At 38.3% G+C, this 2,167-nt stretch carries 2 protein-coding genes; both read right to left on the minus strand.

The annotated features are described in order from the left end of the window. Positions 1-433: hypothetical protein (locus tag QZ562_RS21035; RefSeq protein WP_293764669.1), on the minus strand; the 433-nt coding region annotated here is incomplete at its 3' end. A gap of 223 nt (positions 434-656) precedes the next feature. Continuing rightward, positions 657-2,167 (minus strand): DUF2235 domain-containing protein (locus QZ562_RS21040; RefSeq protein ID WP_293764672.1); only part of this gene is annotated, 1,511 nt, incomplete at its 5' end.

Below are 2,167 nucleotides of genomic sequence, written 5' to 3' on the forward strand. Positions count from 1 at the left end.
GTGTAATAAACTTATCAAAAGTATGACGCGAGCCTATTAATACCGACAGCGACACTATCTTGTCCAACGTTTGGCGTCTGAAAAAAAACGTCGTTGTTTTAACAATCCATTCCGAAAATAAACCAGTTTTCGTTCGAAAATTATTTAGGTAAACCCTAAATTTTTCACTTTCAATAAATCGAACTATGGCAGCTTGTAGTTTAGTGGCAGTATCAAAAATAAATTTTATTGCCGCACTAATCCTTTTTTTAAGATCACCACTCTTCATAAAACCAGTGACTGCTTTTATCAGCCCATCAATAAAATCTCGGACCGTTTGGGTTGTTGTTTTTATTCCGGTCCTAATGGCCAGATTTTTAGTGAGAAAAATTATCTGTTTTACCCGTGACTGGCAACCTGATTTAATGGTTTTTATTATGTTGTCTAAGGTCAAAAATAATCTCCCAGAATTTGTTTACCGATCAAGCGTATATCGCGAGAAGTGCCCTACTTAATTGAATAAAAGGGCATCAGATATCGCCATCTACAAGTAAGCGAGTCATATCTATCTATTTGTCAAAATTGAATCAATATGCATTAACAAAAATATTAAAATAAAGCAAAAGCCTGTTATTACCTTTGAAATTTATCTACAGCGTTCGTTTCAGTTCCAATAGTTAAAAAGTCCGTTTGACCGTAACATCAATAAAACCAAGATTGTTGCCATAACGACTTTTCAAGTCATTAGCAAATAGGAATAATTCACTATTAGTTTCAGGTTCAAGATCAGCATCACTGTTTTCAAGGTGGTGCAATACCCTGAAATGGCTATCCTCATTTGTACCCAAGGTGCCGCAAACTTCAAACCAGTTCGCACTTGGCACTCTTCTATCTTCCTCTTTCCTCCTTATGATGATTTCCTTTAACCATCCGAGGTCTACATCAGCATCATCCACGTCCCAACCTCTGGGTGTGGCGGAAACACTTGAGTCATACCATTGCTGAATAAAGTCGACAATGAAGCAATATTTCTGACCTGTTTTAAGATAAATACCACTTGGATTAAAAAGGCGATTGGCATGAACTTTAATAACTTGAGTTTGATTAACTTCTAATTCAATTAATGCCGCGCGACCTAATGTTCTATGCTCTTTTAAACCACCATTAAAGGCCTCTAAAGTACCATCGGGCATCAATATGTAGTGTTTTTCCTGAACCAGTGATTGCGGTTTATATTCTGCATCACCATAGATTCGCTCAGCTACTGTATGATGCACTATGGGCAAATCATCGCAATGTTTATCATTATCGATCACGTTCAGAGATCTATTGCCCAATGTCAATTTAGAGATTAGATGCGATCTCTTTTTTTGATGAATAGGTGCGAATGGATTCGGATTCATCATCACGTCGTCAAAATCAACTTTGTATGACTCCTCTTTAGGTAACAGATTTTCATAGTCGATGTCATGAGGATATATAAGTTGAATGCCGAGCTCAATCTCACGAATATAACGAAGCATATATTCAAGCGTTATATCGGATAAGCCATCTCGTCGAAACCCACCACCAATATCACTGTGGACACCAGAAAACCAGATTTCTTTTACACGATCCTCCTTGTTCATTAAGGTAGGTAGAAAGGCTTTACGTTTTTCATCCAGGGAAACGAGATGCAAAGCTTTTACTACGGTGCTGGATACTTTCCTATCCTCGAATACGACATCAGAAACGGACAGTTCGTTATTATCAAGATTGGGAATGCCAATGGCGGCGACTGTATCAAATACACCCATAAATTTAACAGGATGATCTTGATCTGAGATTATCTTTGAAACATACCTGGAGGCAAATTGCCGTGCCATCGCTGCGCCACGGCTAAAACCAAACAAAAATAGCTCGTCACCGGGTTCATAAATTTTCTCTAGATCATCCTGAGCCTCTTTTTGAATACGATCAACATCTAGATTTTGCAGGCCAAGCGCACTATTGAAGGCGCGTTTTATTTTAGACCCATAAGTACCAACGCCAGAATAATACAGACAAGTTTGACCGGGGATTCTGCTCGTATCCTTTAAATTTCCGCCGAAGAGTAAATGTAATTTTAGTACATTGGATATACTGGAATCTTCCAGTTCACCGAAACCTAACCTTGTATTTTCCTGTTGCGCGTCAGATGCTTCATTAC

It is taken from the genome of uncultured Paraglaciecola sp. (assembly GCF_913058035.1).
Classification (GTDB): Bacteria; Pseudomonadota; Gammaproteobacteria; order Enterobacterales; family Alteromonadaceae; genus Paraglaciecola.